Genomic DNA, 16,641 nt, shown 5'->3' on the forward strand with positions numbered 1-16,641 from the left:
TCCTCTCCATCGCGGGGGACGGCTAGCAGAACTCAGTCCCAGAAGATGTCGAGCTCCGCGGCGAGGCGACAGCCCTGATCCCGGGCGGCGCGAGCTGCGGGAGCACGCGCCCCCGGATCCAGCGGATTGACACCGATTGCCTCCAGCGACACGGCGTCGGCATTGATCATGCGTTCTCCTCATGCCTGGCGGAGGCAAGCTTCGACCGGACCCGTACGAGGGGTGCGTCCGGATTCTGCGGTTGGGGGATAGCGGTGAGAGCGAACTGGTCGATAGCGCCGGGCCGGAAGACGAGGCACTCTGTGGAGCCGCCGAACTGGAAGTACCCCAACTCGTCGCCCTTGTTCACGTGGTGGCCCGGGACGATCTCCTGATCGATGACGCAGGACGAGACCTCGACCATGCCCACGGGTATCACCGCCATGAGGCCGATGACGGGGTCGTCGGCCTGGATCAGGATGATCGCGCGTGCCGCGACATGGGCCAGGTATGACTGCGAGAGGGTCGGCTCGACGGCGTCGGGCCCTTCTGATTCTGCCTCGGAGAAGTATGTACCGTCCTTGAGGTACGCCCGCACGATCGTTCCGGCGACGGGCGCGTGCCACCGGTGATAGTTCAGTGCGCTCAGGAACGCCTGGTACACCGTTCCGCCAACAAAGTGATCCACCGATTCATCCCGGGCGAGCAGGTCCTCGAGTGAGTAAGGCTGGTTCTTGACCCAGAACCGGCTCTGGCGTTGAACGTCGGAGCTTATCTTGTAGGGGGTCGATTCGCAGGCGCTGACGATGATTTTGTCGTCTTCGGGTGCAGCAACGGGTCTGGAGGTCGAGGTGAGGCGGCGGGTGAAGAAATCATTCCACGAAGTGAAACCCCAGTGCTCGGCGAGGGGATCATGTTCATAGTCGTCCATCCCGACAACCTGCCGCGCCTTCTCCGACATCCAGCCGGACGGCGAGTCGTTCAGCACGTACAGCGAGTCCTCGCTGCTTAGGAACTCGCACCAGGCATTCAGTATCTTGCGGAACATGGCGACGATTCGAGGATCGCGATGGGCGGCGAACCCGGCCTCGGTTCCCATGGTCCAGTCAAGGATCGCTGTCAACGGCGTGGTGACCATGCCACCTTCGCTGAACTCCGGGGCGGTCGTCAGCACCTCGTTGATCAGCCGGAGCATCTGGTCAACGCTTGTCAGGTGCCGATTGCGGTAGGGCTTCGACTTGGGAACCTGCTCGATCATCTCTGTCATGTAGAGGCGGACAACCGGATCGCCGGCGATAAGCTCCTTGAACTCCGCGATCACGGGATGCAGAGGAGCATCGTCGCCCCGGGCCTCCGCCCGTTCCCGGTGGCCGGCAATCCATTCCTCGAGCTCGTCCTGTCGCTCGGGCAGCCAGCCACCCGTTCGGCGGACACGGTCAGATGAAGAGTTGATAGTCATAGCGCCGAGCCTACGCGCCCTCGACCGGGGCGGGCGATGGGAACGCGTCAGAGAATCCCCGGCGGTCCGGGCGGCAGGAGTGGCAGAATTGTGAGATGGCTCACCCGGAATGGCCCGAGCTTCGCGCCGATGAGTGGACCCCAACCAGGGAGACAGTGCACATGTGGACTCAGATTGTGGGAAAAATCCGTATGGCGCATGCCCCGATGTTGAACCACTGGTGGCAGGTAACGTTGTACGTCACCCCGCGCGGACTGACCACATCAGCGATCCCGTACGCCGGCGGTGCATACGACATCGAATTCGATTTCCTTGACCATCGGCTGCACATACGTGCCAGCAACGGGACGTCGGCATCCGTTGTCCTCGAAGCCAAGTCGGTGGCCGAATTCCACTCCGAAGTATTCGAAGCCTTGGGCAGGCTCGGTATCGAGGCGACCATCCGCGGCATTCCGAACGAGGTGGACCCGGCCATACCCTTTGCCCAGGACTTTCAACATGCCTCCTACGACCCGGAGGCTATTCGGTTGTTCTGGAGGCAATTAGTCCAGTCGGACCGGGTTATGAATGAATTCAGGTCGCGATTCCGGGGCAAAGCCAGTCCCGTCCATTTCTTCTGGGGAGGCATGGACTTGGCACACTCCCGCTTCTCCGGGCGGGGCGCGCCTATTCATCCCGGTGGTGTCCCGAACTGCGCCGACTGGGTGATGGTGGAGGGTTATTCCCACGAGCTCAGCAGCTGTGGGTTTTGGCCCGGGGGAGGGGACGAAGGAGCCTTCTATGCATACTCTTATCCGGAGCCGGCCGGTTACGCCGAATATGTCAACGATGCCGATGGCGCCTTCTATAGCAGCGATGGCAAGTTGTATCTCCTCCCGTACGAGAACGTCCGCACGGCGTCGGACGCTGACAAGATGCTGTTGCGGTTCCTGCAATCCACCTACGAGGCGGCGGCTGAAACGGGACGGTGGGACCGTACCGCACTGGATGTGGATCCGGCCCGTGGGCGGCGCTGACGACGATGCCGACATTCCTTCGGCGCGGAATGGCTGTGGGCGTAAAGTGATGGGTGGTCTAGAGGCACTCCAATGCGAGGGAAAGCCGCAATGAATGCATATCAAGGAATCGACGTTTCGATTCCACCCAGCGGGCCGGGCTGTGTTGAATGCGAGGCCAACAGTGGCTGGTGGCTGCACTTGCGGCGATGCGCCCAGTGCGGGCACATCGGCTGCTGCGACAACTCGCCCGGGCAACACGCCACGGCCCATGCGCAATCCAGCGGACACCCGGTCATCCGCAGCTTTGAACCGGGCGAGGACTGGTTCTTCAACTATCCGGACTCGGCATTTTTCGCCGGACCTGAGCTTGAACCACCGGCGCATCATCCTCTCGATCAAAGCGTTCCGGGCCCGGCCTCACGCGTCCCGACTGACTGGGAACAGCGGCTGCATTGACGGGGCGCACGCTTCCATGAGGACGGAGACGCTCAAGCTCTGATTTTAGGAGTGCATGGCTTCCGGGCTGAACGCCGAGGTCGCGTCGGTGACTTGGGTTCCGGTCGGCTTGGCGTCGCTCGCCTGTGGCATTCTACTCAATCACTCGACTCCGGCGAGGTGAGTGATCCAGCAGAATCCGACGGTGTCCATAGATGGACGAACGGAACGAGCCGAGGGATGGCTGGTTTCTAGGACGCGTCGGTGATGTCGGCCAGAAACCAGTCGGGGGAGCTCAGATTCCGCAGCAGATGGAAAGTACGCAATGCGGAGTTGGAGTTGCGGCGGACCTGCAGCCGCCAGTGTTCAACGGATGCGGAGTCTTCGCTGTCGTTGGCGGCCGGGTCGCTGCCATCCGGCCAACCTCCGCGCCCGAACCAGTGCGCGGCGTCGGCGTCGGGATCCACGGCCAAGATGCTGCCGTCATATCGGACGGCCAACGGGATGCCATCGGGGCTGAAGCGGACGGCGATCTCTTCTAGCGTGTGTACGGCCTCGGCAGTGAGTGTCATTGATGTGTTCTTTCCCGGGTTGTACGGCGCACCGTTGTCTTGCGGGCTTCGCGAGGGCTGACTCGGTTGTGTACGCACTCTTTTAATCGTCTGCGTCCACGGAAAAGGTACGCCCTCTGCAAAAGTGTTTACCCGAATCTCGCAATTGCCTCCATTTGATTGACCAGAGAATTGATTTCACAAACTGCTGGCCGGATGACTGCCGTCACGAATGTGGGTTCCGACTTGGGCCCTTCGGTTGTTGAAGCGTGAGGACGTGGGCAGAAGAGCACCCCGACAGGCAAGAACAGGGCAGATAATAATGCCAAGCGATCCGTCGCAGGGCCCTACCCTGGGAAACCAAGCAGTAGGGCGCTCGTTACTCCACGAAACCCTCCATCCCGGGTTTTGGGGCCGGCGAACCCGTCGATCAGCGCCGTCAGGATGCGGTCCAGCCGGGGCTGCACATCCGCGATGTCGGGTGCCAGGTCCGGCTCGCGTTCGCAGGGGTCCCGCAGCGGCGGTGAGCCCCCTTAAGCAGAGTCGAACCGGCCGTCTAGAACACAGGCCGCCAGGTCTCGACGGCGTCATTGCTGACGGCCACGACTTCGCGCCAGCGGTCGAACAGCGAGCAAGGGTGGGAGATACCCAGGTCCACGATGTCGCCGACCCGCAGCCCTTCGGCATCGTCAACGATGGCGTGGTGGTCGAAGAGGCGGGTCAGCGTGGCGCGTGCACCGGCATGCAGGAGGGCCCCGTCGCGGTACCGGAAAACGATCACGGGCAGGCCGGCGTCGTACGCCAATTCGCGCTTGCCCGCGTTCAGGACCACGCGCCCGGGTTCCGGGGCGGAGATGACCAAAGCCCGCACCACCGCTGCGGCGGTGAGGCCGGGGACTGGCGAGACGCTCTGGTAGGTGCCGTGGTCGTGCACTACGTAGCAGCCTGAACGCAGCACATTGACGGAGGCGTTCTGCGGCAGGAAAGCGGCCGCACGGTCCTGGAACGCCGAGCCGCCGTTGGTGAAGACCGGGAGCTCCACCTCGAAGATGGGGTGCAGTTCATCGAAAATGTCGCGGGCCAAGCGGCAGTGCGAATCGATCCCGGCCAGGTTCTCATCCGTCCGGGTGTTCGGTGCCACGCCCTCGTAGGCGCTGACGCCGGCCAGCAGCAGCCCGCTGGCCGCGCGAATCTCCGCCGCCAGCGGCCCGGCTTCGGCCGCAGTGCGGATCCCGGTGCGGCCGCCGGGAGTTCCGACGTCGATCAGCACCTTCAGGGCCTGTGGCGACTCCTCGAACACCTCGGCCATGGCCTGGACGCCCGCCTCCGAATCGGCCAGGCAGTAGATTTCCAGTTCCGGCGATGCGGCCAGCCAGGCCCGCAACTGCTCGAGGTGGCCGTGGAACAGTACCTCGTTCGCGATGAGGATCCGGGTGGCTCCCCACTCGACGGCCTGCGCGGCCTGCGCGGTTGTCGCCACGGTCACGCCCCAGGAACCGGGCAGCTGCCGGCGGACAATCTCACCTGTCATGGTGGTCTTGATGTGTGGGGCCAGCACCATGCCGTGCTCACGTGTCCAGCCCTCTTTGATGCCGATATTGCGCTCGACGGCGGCAACGTCCAGGAGCATCTGCGGCAAGGTGCGGAGCGGGAGGGCAGGATCAAGGTGCGGCATGCGGTTCTTTCAGGATGGTTCGGGAAGCTGGGTACCCCGAGATCCTATCCGGGTTCACTAACTAGAGAACCCTCGACGGATCGCGGCGAATGACAGGTAGCGGCCACTCGGGCGGTAACCGGGCGGAGTGAGTATGGTCTTTCACGTGTCAGGCCGTTCAGGCGCATCGCCGCGTGGCCGGCTGCAAAGAGCTGAGTTCAGGCCATAGGAGGTCACATCATGTCTGTCATCATTGCAACCAAGATTTCCGGTGACACGAGCGTTTTTGCAAAATCGCTTGAGGAACGCGCGGACGAGTACCGCCAATGGGGCGAGCGCGGCCGGGCGGCAGGAGCGATCCACCATCAGTTCGCGGTGGGGGACGGGTTTGTCCTCGTCGTCGATGAATGGGAATCGACAGAGGCATTCCAGAAATTCTTCGGGGCGTCCGAGATCCAGGCGTTCATCGGCTCGGTCGGCGGAGATCCGAACGTGGCCCCCGAAGTCACCGTGGGGGAATCCGTCGACTCCGCGGACAAGTACTAGCGGACTCCCTGCATGTCGGTTACCGTCACCGTCCAGACTGTCCTCCCGCGCACGCTGGCCGCCGTCCGGCGCAAAGTCGCGCCGGGCGAAGTCGGTTCGGCATGGGGCCCTCCGGTGGGCCTTGTCTGGGACTTCATTCGCCGTCAGCCCGGCTTGTGGACGGACGGCCATAACATCTTTGTCTACCACCACCCGAACAAGCCCGATGCGCCGCTCTTGTGCGACTTCGGCGTCGAAGTCACCCGCACCTTCGAAACAGCGGGCGAGGTGTACGCGAGCGAAACACCGGGAGGCGAAGCTGCCGTGGCAGTCCACCATGGGCCGTACCACCTCATGAACGAGGCGTACAAGGCGATCGAGGAGTGGATGGCGGCGAATCATAGGGAGTCTGCCGGGCACTCCTGGGAGATCTACGGAGATCCGACCCCAGATCCGGCTGACACCGAAACGACAGTCGTGCACCTGCTGAAGTAGCACTGACCGTTCGCGCGCCCGGGACTCTTCACCGGGACCACAATTCGTCGATCAGCCGGTGAACGTGATCCGGCTGCTCGATGTGGGCGAAGTGGCCGCACCGCGCAAAAGTCGCCAAGCGGGTTTGGGGGACCACCACAGCCAACCGGGCCAGGTCGGACTCGGGTGTGAACACGTCCCTGTCGCCCCGGATCGCCAGGACCGGACAGAGGATGCCGCGCCACTGGCCGAAATCGTAGTGGGAGCCGGGCCGGGCATCGTCGCCGAGCTCCCTTAACACGGCCGGGGGTATGGCTCCAGGATCTGCGAAGAACGGGGACATCAGCGGTCGCATCAGGGGCGTGGTGGCGATGGTACGGACCACAGCGGTCCCTGCCGCGCCGAGGGCGGCCATGGAGCGCATGGCCAGAAGCATGCCGGTGAACGCCGGGAATTTGTAGAGGCCGCGGAGTGGCGCGCCGCAGGCGTCGGACACACTGAATGTGGTGGCCGAAATGGCGGCTACCCCGGCGGTCTCCTCCGGCCAAGCCGCAGCCATGTGCAAGGCCAGGAAACCTCCCATGGAGTGGCCCACCAGTTTCCACCGCCTGTAGCCGAGCGCACTCAGCACCCCGACGACGGCGCGTGCCATCGCCTCGATGCTGAATTGTTCACGCCGGGCGCCTGCCGTGGATTCGCCCCAGCCCGGCAGGTCGATCAATACCCGGTCATGGGCCGTTGCCCTGGCAAGCAGTGATTGGAAAGTTGTCCATGACCCCGCGGCTCCGTGAAGGTAGACCTCCGGGGTGCCGGATTCGGCCCTCGGCCCGTGGGTGCCCTGCTGGACGCGCACCATGCAGGGACCCAACTCGGTGGGAAGGACATGGCGCCGCAGCGTAGGGGCGTTTTTCTGTTGAACACTCATGGTCGCCTTCGCTCTTGCTCGTTGACAGTGGTTCGTAGCCGCGGAGGTACTGGACTGGATCAACTTCGACGAGCTGGTCCACGATGCGCCGTATGCCGGCACCCTCGTGGTCAGGGGGTGAGCGGACCTCGCAGGACGCGGACCGCGAGGGCCTTGTCCCCTTCGATGGACGCTGATTCTGCGAGGTTGGAGCGGCCCCACAGACCCGGGTACATCCCGCCCGGCGTCGAGGAAATCGAAGCTTTGGCTTCTCCTTCGCCGATTTTCCAGCGGCCGGCCCCTGCTACCTCGAAGGTCACCGCGCCCTCTGGCTGCGGCATCCGTCCGAGGCGGAGCTGGCGCGGGGTGAACATTGTGAGGATCTCGTCGATTCCGTCGAGCAGGAAATCGGCTGAGAAAGCGGGGTCCGCCAAGCCCGATGCTTGGCAGGCGTCGATGAGGTGCACGGCGTGTTCATGCGCCTGGCGTCGACGCCAGAACCCGGCCGTGCGCGGGGGAGGGCCGAAGTTCCAGCATGGTTCTTCCGGATCGAGCGCCGACATTGTCCCGAGGAAAGCGTCCGCGCCCTCAAGGAACCACGCTACGGCGCCGGTGGCCGGTGGGACCGGTTCTTCGGCGACTTTGCCCGAAAGGACTATTTCGGCCGCCCAACGTTCAATGGAACCCAGATGGCCGAAGAGATCCTTGAGGTTCCAGCCGGGACAAGCCGGCACGGGACGAGTCAGAACGTTCTCGGGTTGGCGTGCCAGGAGGCTAAGACGGTCCAGGGAGCTGATCAACTCGGGAAGATAGAGATCCGGCGACATGTCTTGAGCATAACGGGCGATGCGGAGGATTCTTTCCGAGTCGGCCCGATGCCAGGACAGCTCATTTCCTGGCTACCGGGTGAGGCTAAGGTCTTTGCAAGTCCATCTGATGGATTACTCAGCCTGCACATAGGAAGCAGGCTTACTATGGTGGGACCATGCCGGACCTAAACGACTGGACGACTCCACGGTTGCTCTCAACGGCAGCGCGATTGGTCGAGCATGCCTGGAACGAGGAGCTTGCCGTCCTGGGCCTGACCCATGCGGGCGTTATCGCGCTCGAAGTTCTCGATGCGGAAGGGGCCATGGTCCAGGCCAGGCTTTCGGCCAAAGTCCAGGTGCAGGCGCAGACCATGGGACAGACACTTTCCAGGCTTGAGGCGCACGGGCACATCACCCGGGAACGTAGCCGCCTGGACGGGCGGTCGCAAAGGGTCGCAGTTTCGGACCTGGGGAAAGCGGCCCTTGTCCAGGCTCGGGAGATTGATCGGAGCCTGACTCCCGGCGTCGACATCGGTGTGGAGGAACTGCGCGACAAGCTGACGGCCGTGATCCGCTGGCTCGGGTCTGCCCGTTGGGGCGAAGAGAAGCCCGAGCGGGCGCCGATCTCAAAGGACAGGGCCCTGCCCGAGCAGGGCTAGGTACCGGCTGCGTATCCCTTCACGGAGTTTGTGAGGGGCCGTCAGAGTGGCCGGGTACACTGGCGGTGCTGCGGGAGATCCCGCAGTGGACGATTCGTATTTTAGGAGTCATCTTGGCCAGATTTCTGATCACCTATCACGGCGCCGGGCATCCGGATCCGGCCGAAATGGAAGCTGCCCGGAAGGACTTCATGGCGTGGCTCGGCAATGCCGGTCCGGCCGTTACTGATCCCGGTGCGCCGCTGGGCTTTGCTGGCCAGGTCGCCACCGGGACGCCGGAGGCTGTTGCGGATATCCTCGGCTATTCCATTCTGGAAGCCGACTCGGCCGAAGCCGTGAGCGAACTGCTCGCCTCCCACCCGTTCGTCACGCGCGGCGGAACGCTGCAGATCAATCAGGCCCTGGCCTGACACGCATCCCGGAGCTGCGTTGGCCTCGAAGGGCCCCTTGCCGATCCGCCGACAGGCGGAGGGTGAGGGGCCCTTCGGTTCCGCTCCGGGATTCCCCAGGGTCGGGCGGACTTTCGCCAGGACCGGGGGCAGTCAGCGGCCGGCAGTTGCGGGAACGGCCGAAAGCAGCTCCCGGTAGCGGGTCGCATGGGCCGCCAATTCTTCATCCGTCACGCGCGGAGCCGAATGCAGGATCAGCGGTTCCTCCAACTCCAAGCCGCAAAGGTGCGCGGTGGCTTCCATGGGCCGCAATAGCTCGGCCATGGTGAAGCGGTTGCTTCCCGAGGGCGCGTAGGACGACTCCGGGCCGCCGGTCGAGATGGCAAGGCGCAGGCGCTTTCCGTGGAGCGCGCCTCCGCCGGAACCGTAAGCGAACCCGTAGGTGAGCACCTGGTCCATCCATTCTTTGAGTACGCCCGGAACGGAATACCAATGCCACGGGAACTGGAACACGATGGTGTCGTGCTCGCGCAGAAGCCCCTGCTCCCGGATGACGTCGACGCGCCGGTCCGGGTAAGTGGCTGAGAGATCATGGACGGTGACGTTTTCGACGTCCATGGCGGCTGCGGCGAGGTGTGCGGTAATCCTGGATTTTTCCACATCAGGATGGGCAACGACGATGAGAGTGCGGGTGGGGGTCATGGAAGGTTTGTACGTCTTTCAGGATCGGAGTCGAGGACGGGTCGGATGGCGAATCAGCTGACGTGGACTCCGCCGTCGACGTCCAGTACTGTGCCCGTGATGAAGGTGTTCCCCATGAGGAATATGGCCGCGGTGGCCACGTCCGAAGGCAGTCCCGCACGGCCGGCCGGCACGCTCGCCGCGTAGCCATTGAGCATGCCTTGGCGCATCTCTTCGGGCATTCCAGCGTAGGCCGGGGTGTCCACCAAGCCGGGGGCGATCACGTTGACGCGGATCGGGGCGAGATCGATCGCGTTGGCCTTGCCGAAGGCCTCGAGCGCCGCGTTGATTGCGGCCATCATGGGACGCCCCGGAGCGTGCTTGCGGCTGGCGGCCCCGCCCACAAGGGTGATGGATCCGTCCTTGGCGATGCGGTCGGCCGCCGCACGCACCGCTTCGTAGTAGCCCCAGAACTTGATGTCCATGAAGGGCCGCACCTGCTCGGAGCTCAGCTCACGGATTCCGCCCATGGCGCCGGGCCCGGCCGAGAGCACCAAGTGGTCGAACGCCCCGATCCGTTCGAACAGGGACTCGACCGAGGACGTGGAGGTGAGGTCCACGTGCTCAATCGCCACCCCTGTGGGGAGGTTGGCCTTCCCGGTATTGCGGGCGGCGGCCGTGACGCGGGCGCCTTGTGCCGCTGCGTGCTCGACGACGGCGCGTCCGATGCCCGAGGTGCCTCCGATGACGAGGACGTGCTTCCCGGCGAAATTGTAAGAGCTCATGGGGGTTCTCCCGTAAGTAGGGCGTCGATCAGATGTGACGGATCGTTCTCAAACAGTTTGTGACGGAACGATCCGTCTGTCAAACTGGATGCAAGGCAACAGCGGACGAAGGTTTCAGAAGGAGTGTGGTTTCCGTGGCACGCAGGAGTGGCGAGGAGAACCGGCGCAACGTGCTCGATGTGGCGACGCGCCTTTTCTATCAGCAGGGGATCAGGGCGGTCGGGATGGACACCGTGGTCAAGGAGTGCGGGGTGGGCAACGCCACGATCTATCGCCAGTTTCCCACCAAGGACGCCCTGGCCACCGCCTATGTTCAGGGGCGCGCGGATGCCTGGTTCGAGCGGATGGAGCAGGCCGCCGGGGAAGCGTCGTCCCCGGCGGGCAAGTTGATGGCTGTTTTCGAAGTGCTCGCGGGGGACACAGCCGGTCCCGCGTATCGCGGGTGTCCGATGCTCAACACCAGCACCGAGTTCCCCGAGGGGCGGCACCCGGCGCACCTCGTCGCCGTCGGGCACAAGCAGCAAGTGCGGGACTGGTTCCGCTCCCTCGCCTCCGACGCCGGCGCGCAGGACCCCGGGCAGCTCGCCGATGAACTGCTCATCATCCTCAACGGCGCCTATGCCACCGCGGCCGTCCTCGACGGCGCGACCTACGGCCGGCGCGCCCTCCGCCTTGCCCGGTTCCTGATCGAAGACTCCTGCCCGGGTTCTTAGGACCGTCCGGGCCGGTGAAGGCGAAAGACTTGATGTGGATCGTCGCGGTGCCAGCCGCGCTCACCGCGGACGGCATAGCAGGGGATCCCATGCTGGAATCCATCGTCACCGAGGCCACACCAGATGGCTCCACAGACGTCATGTGATCGACGGCCGGAATTGCCGCGACCGTCGCCTCACCATGGCGGCTACCAGCAAGAGCACGACGGCGGCGCCCAGGCCCAGTCGCGCCGCCAATTGGCCGTAGGGTTCCGCTCCGGTGAGATACATCAGTGCCAGCACAGGAGCGATCGCTGTGAACTCGTAACGAGCGCTCAGCACCACGAACGGCAGGAGCAGGAGCGCATACCAGGGGTAGCTCGGCGACACGATCAGCAGCGTTCCTCCGACCATCAAGACCTGCCCGTCCCAAGGCCGGGCGGCGTCGGTGGTGCGCCACACGTAGAGGGCCAGGCCGAGCAGCAGCACCAATGCGGCCGGTCCTGCCCAACCGGCCGGGAGCAGCAGCTTCAACAAGGTGAATCGCGGACTGTCCTGCCCGTCATAGCCCTCCGATCGAAGGTATTCGGGCAGATAGCCGAGTACCGCCCAGCCGCTGGCGAGCACGTACGGGACGTACGTCACGGCAAAGGTTGCCGTGGCCGCGGCGACGAAGCGGACCGGCCTCCGATACAGCAGGGCCGGGGCGCTGATGACGGGAATGAGCTTGGTGGCAACCGCCGCGCCAAACGCCACTCCGGAACCCAGGGTGCGTCCGCCCACCAACAACAGTGCTGCCGCCAGGGCCAGTGCGGTGCCCAGCGCGTCCACGTGAGCGCCGTTGATGGCCTCAAAAGCGACCAGCGGAGACCATCCCCACCACACCGCTTGGTGTGCGGGCCGGCCGGTGCGGCGCAGGAACGCAAGCAGCGCCACCGTCACAGCGAGACTGAGGAGCAGCCCGGCCAGCTGGAAGGCGACGAACCCCACCTCGGAGCCAGGGATGAGCCGCACCGCCAGGAAATACAACTCTGCCGCTGCGGGATACACGGTGGGTACGGTGGGCCTGTTGATTGCCGTGCACAGGGTGCTCCCGCCGGGAATATTGGATGTGGTCTCGGTGCCGGTCGGGAAGGGATTGGTATGGCACGTTCCGTCAGGCCCGGCATCCTGGAATAGCCAGGACGGCCGCAGCGGCCGCAGCGCCTCGTCCGCCGGAACGTGGGCATAAGGGGAGATCCCGGCCTTTTGAACGATGCCGTCCCACGCATAGCGGGCGGAGTCGTTGCTGGTGGCGGGCGGGGCGGCGATGGCTGCTACTCCCACCAGGAGGGAGCCCAGGAGCACGACGGCGGCCGCGTACCGCGCCGGGATCCGGCGCGCCACCAGTGCTGCCGGGACGAAGACGGTCCAGGCCGCGAGCGTGCCAAGGGGGGAAACCCACTCCGCGGACGGATCCGTAGTGACCGTCCACCAGATGACGACGGCGAGCAAGGCCACCAAGGCGAGCGCCACCGCAGCCGAAATACCGGACGCGCGCCGGGGTGTTGATTCGCTCACCCTTTGATCCTGCATCACTCGCGGGCCGGGGGCCATGAACCCAAGGGACCGTTTGCGTTTCGTAAGGTCTGGACCGGGACGACCGACGGGTCTTGGTGGTCTGATCAAGGTATGGACAGATTGACCACTTTCCTCCAACAGCGGATGGAAGCGGTGAACGGACGGTTCTCCTCGCCTTTGCGCAGCAGACGGCTGACGGTGGTGCTGGGCCGTTGGCTCGGCCTTGCCTTCACTGTGTGTTTCCTGACCGGACTGTTCAGCCACCTCCTGCAGGATCCGCCGGCTTGGATGGTTTTCCTTACCCGTCCCGCGTGGCTGTACGTGGCTACGCAGGGCATCCACGTCACCACCGGGATAGCTTCCATCCCGCTCCTGGCAGCCAAGCTTTGGTCCGTCTACCCCGAACTCTTGCGCTGGCCTCCGCTGAAATCCGTGGTGCATGCACTCGAACGCGCCTCGATTGCGCTCTTCGTGGCCGCTTCCCTCGTGGAAGTCACCATCGGCTTGCTCAACACTTTCCAGTGGTATGCGTGGCCGTTTTCCTTCAGGGATGTCCACTATTGGCTGGCCTGGGTCATCATCGGATCTTTGGCGCTCCACATCGCTGTGAAGATGCCCGTCATCCTGGCTCATTGGAGCCGTAGATCGGACGCGGCCGCCACCGCCGCCAACACTGAGGAGGTTTTGCCGGACAGCAAAACGGTTCCGGCCGCGGTAAAGCGTGGAACCGGGAACGGCTGGAGCCGCCGGGGGTTCCTTGCGGCACTCACCGCCGGCACCGGCGTCGTCGTCTTGACGACGGCCGGCCAGTCGTTCGCTTGGCTGTCGGGCCTGAACCTGTTCGCGCCGCGCCGCATGGATACCGGCCCGCAGGCCGTACCCATCAACAGGACGGCAGCCCAGGCCGGTGTGGCGGACGCTGCGCTTGCCCGCGACTGGGTGCTGACAGTGTCCTCGGGATCGGTCCGGAAGACGTTCACGCTGGCGCAGCTCGCGGCCTTGCCGCAATACAGCTACGGATTGCCCATCGCCTGCGTGGAGGGCTGGAGCCAAGGGGCGCAATGGCGTGGTGTCCGGATCCGGGACCTGATGGCAACGGTGGGCGCACCCGTAGATGCTGAGCTGCAGATATCCAGCATGGAGAAGGGCGGCGTCTATGGGCGTTCCTTCATGCCCGCCGCATACAGCCAGGACGAGCAGACATTGCTGGCACTTGAGCTGAATGGCAAGCCACTCGACCTTGACCATGGCTATCCGGCACGCATCATCGCACCAGGTCGGCCGGGAGTGCTGCAGACCAAATGGGTGCATAAGGTGGAGGTGATCTGATGCGGCTTCCCTTGGTGGGTGCTGCGGCATCGTCAGGGCGCAGGACTCTCTGGTGGGCGCGGGCAGCACTTGGCGCCTTGGGCGTGGCTGCCCTCGGGTATGCGCTCTTCGGATTCCTGGCCAACGTGCCGCCCGCCCAGCTGATCGGTGTGGCAGCGTGGCTTGCCGTGGCGTTGTTGGTGCACGACGGCATGCTGGTCCCGCTGACAACGTTGGTCGGTGGCGGATTGTCGAGGTTCACGTTTGGGCTGTCCCCTGTCCAGCAGGGGATAGTGCGCGGCGCGCTTCTCGTGGGTGCGGTGGCGACCTTGGTCGCGGCCCCGCTGATCCGTGCCCAGCAGGTGCTGCAGCCGAGGGGGCCGGGCAGCGGCGTGAACAACACGGTCCTGCAGGGGGACTATGCGCTGGCCTTGGGTGTCTTCTGGGTGGTCCTGGCGGTCGCCGCGGCCGTTGTTGTGGCCGCCGTCGGACTTTACGGCCGCCGTTCCAAGGTCAGGAAGATCCGCTCCTGAACGGTGCGGGTGGCAACCACCTTGAGCCCGGCCCGGGCCGCGTGGCGCGCGAGCGCTTTTTTGCCTGCGCGCGCCCAGGGAAAGGCCGCGCTGGCACGTCCGTCTGAATCCTCCAGCACCGCCAGGTAGGCCACGTCGAGAAAATCCGGTGCTTCGGCTTCCGCCAGTACTTGGCCGTCCGGGGCAAGCAACGAGGAAACACGCTCCAGCAGTATCCGGATGTTTCCGCCGATGCCGATGTTGCCATCCAGTAACAAGGCCGAACCCCAACCCCGTTCGTGCGGGACCGGGTCAAAGATGGAGCCCAGGACGGCCGCGCCGCCTCGCTCGGTGGCCAGCTTCACGGCGGCGGGGCTCGAATCGACACCCATGGAGGCCAGCCCCAGTTCCCGGGCGGCCTCCAGCATCCGGCCTGGGCCGCAACCCACATCGAGGACGGGCCCGCGGAGGGTGCGGAGCAGCTCGCGCTCACTTGTGGTGGCCGGGCCGGACCAGGAGAGCATGTTGAAGTGGACTGGCCCGATGCCCTCCGGCAAGGCCGATTCCGGTCGCAACGTCAGTCGCCCCACTCCGAGGGGCAGGCTGCGGGCGTAAGGCTCGTAGCCGCCCTGCCCGAAGAGCGCTTGGCCAAATAGAGCCGGTCCAAACAGGGCGCGCGGGCGGGAGCCCGCAGCAAAAGCGTCGGCGCGGGCACCGGGATCCCTCGGGACTGTGTGGATGCTCATGTCCGGGCAGCCCATGGCATGGGTGCGGCGTCGGATGGCACCGTCCTTGTCCATTCCGCCGGCAGTCCCTCGCTCAGGAGGTCCACGGCGCGGGCAAACGGGCTTCCGCTGCATTCCCACGCGGCAGCCACAGCATCGGGAAAGTAGTCCACGTCCCTGAGGACGGGCAGCACGCCCACGTGCAGGCCGGCTCCGGCCAGCCGGCCCCGTTGCTGCGCCCCGGTGTGCGGGGTGGACATGTCCACCCCGCGGAGCAGGCCGCCGTCGGGCGTGTACAGGCCCAACGCCCAAAAGCCACCATCCGACGCCGGGCCGAACCAGGCACGGCGGGGTGCCGGGGCGGGGGTTTCCCAGTCCGCCAGCAGCGGGGCCAACTGCTCGCGGCGTAGCTGGGGCGTATCCATGCCCAGAATCAGCAGCGGTCCCGCAGTGAGCGAACAGATGGCCGCCAGCCGTTCGTCCAGGCCGCCGGCCCCTTGGGGGAAGACTTCAAAACCGGCAGCGTCCGCGTGGTGCGGCGTGCCGTCAAACACCAGCAATCGCCTGGCCGCGGGAAGGGTCCGTACGGTTTCCAGCGTCTGGCTCAGGCTCGTCTGGGCCAAGGCTGCGGCCTGCTCCGGCGTGAGCGGGGGAGTGAGGCGGGTCTTGACCTTGCCGGGGCTGCATTCTTTGGCAATGACGGCGACGGTGAGGTTCACGGCGTCGCTCCGTGGGCATCGGCCGATGGTCGACCGGCCGGTCCGGCGGCCTTCGTCGCCTTAGTCCGCTGTGAAGCGGCGGCCAACTGGGTCCCCATGTCTTTGAGGGCCGTGACGGTTCCGCGGAGTGTCCCCGTGACCTTGGAGTTCCCCAGCCGCGGTGCATAATCGACGGGGACCTCGGCCACGCGCCAGCCGTCCCGGTGGGCCTTGAGGAACATCTCGAGCGGATAGCCGCTGCGCCGGTCCCTGAGGTCCAGTCCCAGGAGCGCGCTGCGCCGGGCAAGGCGAAGTGGGCCAAGGTCCGTGATGGCGATCCCCGTGAGCCGACGCAACCGCCAGCTCAGGGCCCTGTTGGCCAAGCGGGCGTGAAGCGGCCAAGCGCCCGACGCCGGACGCCGGGCACCTAGCACCAGGTCGGCGCGACCGGTGCGGACGAGGTCAAGCATCGGGGCCAGTTGGGCAGGGTCCAACGACCCATCGCAATCGCAAAAGGCCACAAACTCCGCCGTGGCCGCGAGCAGTCCGGCATGAGCTGCCGCGCCAAAGCCGCGCCTCGGTTCCTCGACGACTGTGGCCCCCAGACCGGCGGCCAGCCCTCCGGATCCATCGGTTGATCCGTTGTCCACGACGATTGCGCGGTACCCGGGCAGCAAGGCTCCGAGCACCATGGGAAGGGCCGCACGCTCGTTGAGGCACGGAAACACCACGTCCACGAGTGGGGCGGGTGGGCCTCCGTCGTCACCCGCCGGTCCCTTGAGAATGTCGGCCATGCCGATGCCATCGTTTGAACCGCGCGAACCGCTTTGCTCTTTCTCCACCC

Annotated in this window: 22 protein-coding genes; 10 read left to right on the top strand and 12 right to left on the bottom strand. The window is 65.3% G+C overall.

Going from position 1 to position 16,641, the window contains the following annotated elements; translation table 11 throughout:
- Positions 1 to 32: 32 nt before the first annotated feature.
- Together OIT41_RS09580 and OIT41_RS09585 are read right to left on the bottom strand one after the other, a co-directional pair.
- Positions 33 to 170 (bottom strand): hypothetical protein, encoded by a 138-nt coding sequence (locus tag OIT41_RS09580; protein WP_241708457.1) that lies wholly within the window; start codon positions 168 to 170, stop codon positions 33 to 35.
- Positions 167 to 1,438, bottom strand: a complete 1,272-nt coding sequence (locus OIT41_RS09585) for a phosphatidylserine decarboxylase family protein (RefSeq protein WP_241708458.1) — start codon at positions 1,436 to 1,438, stop codon at positions 167 to 169. The genes OIT41_RS09580 and OIT41_RS09585 overlap by 4 nt, the downstream gene beginning before the upstream one ends.
- A gap of 95 nt (positions 1,439 to 1,533) precedes the next feature.
- On the opposite strand from OIT41_RS09585, the gene OIT41_RS09590 reads away from it, so the two are divergent.
- Entirely contained in the window at positions 1,534 to 2,454 is a 921-nt protein-coding gene (locus OIT41_RS09590; protein WP_241708459.1) for a DUF5996 family protein, read from the top strand.
- A gap of 90 nt (positions 2,455 to 2,544) precedes the next feature.
- Positions 2,545 to 2,892, top strand: coding sequence for a UBP-type zinc finger domain-containing protein (locus tag OIT41_RS09595; RefSeq protein ID WP_241708460.1), 348 nt, complete (start codon positions 2,545 to 2,547; stop codon positions 2,890 to 2,892).
- A gap of 230 nt (positions 2,893 to 3,122) precedes the next feature.
- Here OIT41_RS09595 and OIT41_RS09600 read toward each other — a convergent pair whose 3' ends face one another.
- Positions 3,123 to 3,443 (bottom strand): hypothetical protein, encoded by a 321-nt coding sequence (locus OIT41_RS09600; protein WP_241708461.1) that lies wholly within the window; start codon positions 3,441 to 3,443, stop codon positions 3,123 to 3,125.
- 535 nt (positions 3,444 to 3,978) lie between these two features.
- Entirely contained in the window at positions 3,979 to 5,097 is a 1,119-nt protein-coding gene (locus OIT41_RS09605; RefSeq protein ID WP_241708462.1) for an alanine racemase, read from the bottom strand.
- A gap of 219 nt (positions 5,098 to 5,316) precedes the next feature.
- On the opposite strand from OIT41_RS09605, the gene OIT41_RS09610 reads away from it, so the two are divergent.
- Positions 5,317 to 5,622 (top strand): hypothetical protein, encoded by a 306-nt coding sequence (locus tag OIT41_RS09610; protein WP_078105227.1) that lies wholly within the window; start codon positions 5,317 to 5,319, stop codon positions 5,620 to 5,622.
- A gap of 12 nt (positions 5,623 to 5,634) precedes the next feature.
- Positions 5,635 to 6,096, top strand: coding sequence for a GyrI-like domain-containing protein (locus tag OIT41_RS09615; RefSeq protein WP_241708463.1), 462 nt, complete (start codon positions 5,635 to 5,637; stop codon positions 6,094 to 6,096).
- 28 nt (positions 6,097 to 6,124) lie between these two features.
- Here the strand turns inward: OIT41_RS09615 and OIT41_RS09620 are convergent, their stop codons facing one another.
- Positions 6,125 to 7,000, bottom strand: a complete 876-nt coding sequence (locus OIT41_RS09620; RefSeq protein WP_241708464.1) for an alpha/beta fold hydrolase — start codon at positions 6,998 to 7,000, stop codon at positions 6,125 to 6,127.
- 110 nt (positions 7,001 to 7,110) lie between these two features.
- Complete coding sequence (locus tag OIT41_RS09625; RefSeq protein ID WP_241708465.1) at positions 7,111 to 7,806, bottom strand: maleylpyruvate isomerase family mycothiol-dependent enzyme; 696 nt, start codon at positions 7,804 to 7,806, stop codon at positions 7,111 to 7,113.
- 158 nt (positions 7,807 to 7,964) lie between these two features.
- On the opposite strand from OIT41_RS09625, the gene OIT41_RS09630 reads away from it, so the two are divergent.
- Both OIT41_RS09630 and OIT41_RS09635 read left to right on the top strand, forming a co-directional pair.
- Complete coding sequence (locus OIT41_RS09630; protein ID WP_241708466.1) at positions 7,965 to 8,447, top strand: MarR family winged helix-turn-helix transcriptional regulator; 483 nt, start codon at positions 7,965 to 7,967, stop codon at positions 8,445 to 8,447.
- Positions 8,448 to 8,512: 65 nt separating this feature from the next.
- Entirely contained in the window at positions 8,513 to 8,857 is a 345-nt protein-coding gene (locus tag OIT41_RS09635) for a hypothetical protein (protein WP_241708467.1), read from the top strand.
- Between the two features lie 132 nt (positions 8,858 to 8,989).
- Here OIT41_RS09635 and OIT41_RS09640 read toward each other — a convergent pair whose 3' ends face one another.
- Positions 8,990 to 9,538 carry an NAD(P)H-dependent oxidoreductase gene (locus tag OIT41_RS09640; protein ID WP_241708468.1) on the bottom strand — a complete coding sequence of 183 codons (549 nt, stop codon included), beginning with the start codon at positions 9,536 to 9,538 and terminating at the stop codon, positions 8,990 to 8,992.
- Between the two features lie 53 nt (positions 9,539 to 9,591).
- Positions 9,592 to 10,302 carry an SDR family oxidoreductase gene (locus OIT41_RS09645; protein ID WP_241708469.1) on the bottom strand — a complete coding sequence of 237 codons (711 nt, stop codon included), beginning with the start codon at positions 10,300 to 10,302 and terminating at the stop codon, positions 9,592 to 9,594.
- Between the two features lie 134 nt (positions 10,303 to 10,436).
- Between OIT41_RS09645 and OIT41_RS09650 the strand changes: the two genes are divergently transcribed.
- Together OIT41_RS09650 and OIT41_RS09655 are read left to right on the top strand one after the other, a co-directional pair.
- Complete coding sequence (locus OIT41_RS09650) at positions 10,437 to 11,015, top strand: TetR/AcrR family transcriptional regulator (protein ID WP_241708470.1); 579 nt, start codon at positions 10,437 to 10,439, stop codon at positions 11,013 to 11,015.
- Positions 11,016 to 11,029: 14 nt separating this feature from the next.
- A complete protein-coding gene (locus OIT41_RS09655; protein WP_264637866.1) occupies positions 11,030 to 11,161 on the top strand; it encodes a hypothetical protein in 132 nt (43 codons plus the stop codon).
- Here OIT41_RS09655 and OIT41_RS09660 read toward each other — a convergent pair.
- The gene (locus OIT41_RS09660; protein ID WP_241708471.1) at positions 11,154 to 12,554 is read right to left on the bottom strand and encodes a glycosyltransferase 87 family protein; all 1,401 of its coding nucleotides are present in this window, start codon (positions 12,552 to 12,554) and stop codon (positions 11,154 to 11,156) included. The two genes, OIT41_RS09655 and OIT41_RS09660, sit on opposite strands and share 8 nt — an antisense overlap.
- 111 nt (positions 12,555 to 12,665) lie before the next feature.
- On the opposite strand from OIT41_RS09660, the gene OIT41_RS09665 reads away from it, so the two are divergent.
- Together OIT41_RS09665 and OIT41_RS09670 are read left to right on the top strand one after the other, a co-directional pair.
- On the top strand, positions 12,666 to 13,883 hold the full coding sequence (locus OIT41_RS09665) for a molybdopterin-dependent oxidoreductase (protein WP_241708472.1): 1,218 nt from the start codon (positions 12,666 to 12,668) through the stop codon (positions 13,881 to 13,883).
- Positions 13,883 to 14,395 carry a hypothetical protein gene (locus tag OIT41_RS09670; RefSeq protein ID WP_241708473.1) on the top strand — a complete coding sequence of 171 codons (513 nt, stop codon included), beginning with the start codon at positions 13,883 to 13,885 and terminating at the stop codon, positions 14,393 to 14,395. The genes OIT41_RS09665 and OIT41_RS09670 overlap by 1 nt, the downstream gene beginning before the upstream one ends.
- On the opposite strand, the gene OIT41_RS09675 is transcribed toward OIT41_RS09670, so the two are convergent.
- The 3 genes from OIT41_RS09675 to OIT41_RS09685 are packed head-to-tail and all read right to left on the bottom strand — an operon-like array spanning position 14,356 to position 16,639.
- The gene (locus OIT41_RS09675) at positions 14,356 to 15,174 is read right to left on the bottom strand and encodes an SAM-dependent methyltransferase (protein ID WP_241708474.1); all 819 of its coding nucleotides are present in this window, start codon (positions 15,172 to 15,174) and stop codon (positions 14,356 to 14,358) included. The genes OIT41_RS09670 and OIT41_RS09675 overlap by 40 nt on opposite strands.
- On the bottom strand, positions 15,117 to 15,818 hold the full coding sequence (locus OIT41_RS09680) for a DUF2064 domain-containing protein (RefSeq protein WP_241708475.1): 702 nt from the start codon (positions 15,816 to 15,818) through the stop codon (positions 15,117 to 15,119). Before OIT41_RS09680 ends, OIT41_RS09675 begins: the two co-directional genes overlap by 58 nt.
- On the bottom strand, positions 15,815 to 16,639 hold the full coding sequence (locus OIT41_RS09685) for a glycosyltransferase family 2 protein (RefSeq protein WP_308196788.1): 825 nt from the start codon (positions 16,637 to 16,639) through the stop codon (positions 15,815 to 15,817). The genes OIT41_RS09680 and OIT41_RS09685 overlap by 4 nt, the downstream gene beginning before the upstream one ends.
- Positions 16,640 to 16,641: the final 2 nt, after the last annotated feature.

The sequence above is a fragment of the Arthrobacter sp. YA7-1 genome, assembly GCF_025960325.1.
GTDB lineage: Bacteria > Actinomycetota > Actinomycetes > Actinomycetales > Micrococcaceae > Arthrobacter > Arthrobacter bambusae_A.